At 58.9% G+C, this 2,715-nt stretch carries 2 protein-coding genes; both read right to left on the bottom strand.

Features of this window, described 5'->3' with window-relative positions; translation table 11 throughout:
- Window positions 1-1,188 (bottom strand): NADH-quinone oxidoreductase subunit N (locus VKV18_RS01990; protein WP_324202555.1); only part of this gene is annotated, 1,188 nt, incomplete at its 3' end.
- A partial coding sequence (locus VKV18_RS01985) for an NADH-quinone oxidoreductase subunit M (RefSeq protein WP_324202554.1) occupies window positions 1,188-2,715 on the bottom strand: 1,528 nt, incomplete at its 5' end. The genes VKV18_RS01985 and VKV18_RS01990, both read right to left, overlap by 1 nt.

The following is a 2,715-nucleotide window of genomic DNA, read 5'->3' as shown; positions in this document are numbered from 1 at the left end:
GCCCAACGACAGCATGAAGATGGCCAGCAGGTAGGCCGCGATAGGCTCACGCTGCACAATGCCACGTAGATCGGTGAGCGTTTGGCAGTCGTGGCCGCGCCGAGAGAGATAGACCAACACGCCAAAGGCGCCCATGGTCATAAGGGTATAGGCTAAAAGGTAAAACAGCGCCGCGCTGAAGGCAGCGCCTTGTGCCGTGGTGGAGGTGATGGCCGCAAGGGCGGTAGCTAAGTAGCCGGCGTGTGCAATGGAAGAGTAGGCCAACATCCGCTTAACGTTCTCTTGTGTGATGGCCAACAGATTCCCCACAAACATACTCAGCACGGCGATGACCTCCACGGCTCCGAGCCAAAAGGCATGGGCAGGCGCCATAGCCCATAGAAAACGAAGCAGGGCCGCAAAAGCCGCTACCTTTGCGGTGCATGCCATGTAGGCCGAAGCCGACGTAGGAGCCCCCTCGTAGACATCAGGAGTCCACATGTGAAAAGGCACGAGAGCCGCTTTAAAACCTAAGCCGATAAGCACCAACGCCATGCCGGCCATCAACAGGAAGGTGGGTTCGCCGTGCTGCATTCGGAAGGCTATCTCCGAAAGCGACGTGGTGCCGCCTATCCCTGCCGACTGCGCCGAGCCACCGTAGATAAGCGCCGTTCCGTAAAGGAAGAAGCCTGCCGCAAAGGCACCGAGTAAGAAATATTTCAAGGCGGCCTCCTCGCTACGTGCGTTTGTTCGCAGGAAACCGGCCATCACATAGAGCGCCAACGACAGGGTTTCTAAGGCCACAAACAGCACGATGAGATCGTTGGCCATCGCCATCAACATCCCCCCCACCGTCGAGAAGAGAATGAGGGCGTAGTACTCTCCCAAGTTCAGCTTGTGCTCTTCAAGATAGTTCATGGCCAGAAGGATGGCCAAAGCGGCCGAGGTCAGCAGCACGAGGCTTATCGCGAGGGAAAAATGATCGATCACCAACGCCCCGTTGAAGGCGTAGAGGTTTCTCGAATAGGCGTTGATCTGGGCGATGGCATAGCAAGCGGCAAGGCCGATCCCTAGAAGACCGAGGCTGCTGCTAAGCCAGCGCGATCGGCGCCACCAGGCCAGGCAGGAATCGGCGACCATCACAAGAATGCCGGTTATCGCCACGATGAGAACGGGAAGAAGAGCGTGCAGACTTTGCGAATTCGTCATCACTTCGTGTTACCTCCTGAAGGCAAAGCCGGTGTCGCCGCTCTGGGCGTTGGTGGCGGCGATGGCATGGGTCTAGAGAAAGGAGGGGTATTGAACGGAGCCTCTCGAGGCGCCGAGCGGCGCTGTGGGTTGGGCGACAAACCTGCCGGAATGCGTCCACCACGCGGCATCATGGAGAAGGGAGGACGCGCGCCAGGTGGGAAATGGGTGGGTACTCCTGTGGGCGCGAGGCGGATCGTGCCATGCTCTCGATGCGCCTGATAGGTCTCCTCGATCCACCGTTGGTTCAGAAACGTGGCGACGGGCAAGTCATCACGGATCGCCTCAGACGAGGCCGGAATCGTCTGCTCGACGGGCACGCTCATGGGGCGAACCCAGTACTGCGTTCCAATCCCCAACCAGAAGATGAGCGCGGCCAGAGGCACAAGCACCGGCCATTCGTAACGCCCCAAATCGGGCAGCTTCCGATAGGTTTCGGAAAGCGGGCCGAGCATAAGCCGCTGATACCACCATAAGATGTAGACCGCAGAGAGGATCATGCCGGTGCCCGCGACCGCGGTAGGCCAAAAATTCCCTATTGTGGCCGTCTGTGCGGATATCCAACTGCCGAGGAGAACAGGAAACTCGCCGACGAACCCGCTGAAGAAGGGCACCGCCATGCTGGAGAAGGTGCCTATAAGCAGCAGGGTCGCCAAGGTGGGCATCACTTTACGCAAGCCACCCAAATCGCGGAACAGGCGCGTGCCGCACCGCTCCTCTAACATGCCCAAACCTAAAAAGAGGAGAGGCGTGGTAAGTCCGTGGCTCAGGTTGGCCAACAGAGCGCCCATCAGCCCAATGCGCGTGAGGCTGAAGATGCCCAACACCACAAACCCCATGTGAGAAACGCTAGAGTAGACCACCAGACGCTTGGCATCGCTTTGAATGGCCGCCACGACGGCGCCATAAACGATGCCGATGATGCCGAGCACGATGAAGAAGGGAGCCAACTGGTTTACCTGCGCCGAGAAGATGGGGAGGCAGATGCGCACAAAACCATAGACGCCCGTCTTCAGCAGCACAAGCGCTACACTCCCGACCGCCGGCGCCTCCACGTAAGCGTCAGGCAACCAGGTGTGGAATGGGAACATGGGCGTCTTGATGGCAAACGCCAAGGCGAAGGCGCCGAAAAACAGCATGAGCAGATGCGGACTTAGCTTGTGCAAGGCGGTGAAGGCCGCCGAGTTCGGATCGGACAGCGCCAGGAGATCGAACGTGCCGGTGTAGTGATAGATGGCTGCAATGGCCACCAACATCAGCACACTGCCCAAAAAAGTGTAGAGGAAAAACTTAATCGCCGCCTTACCGCGCTCCGGCCCCCCGTACTGTCCCACGATGAGATAGGTAGGGATCAGCGTGGCCTCGTAGAAAAGATAGAATAGCACCAGATCTAGTGCGCTGTAGGCGCCGACAAGCCCACCTTCCAGCAAAAGCAGCAGGGCCACCATCTCGCGTGCGCCCCGTTTGGCCTGTGCGGCGTAAATCGCG

Origin of the sequence: Chthonomonas sp. (genome assembly GCF_035294505.1) — a bacterium.
Classification (GTDB): Bacteria; Armatimonadota; Chthonomonadetes; order Chthonomonadales; family Chthonomonadaceae; genus Chthonomonas.
This window is presented reverse-complemented; position numbering and strand designations above follow the sequence as displayed.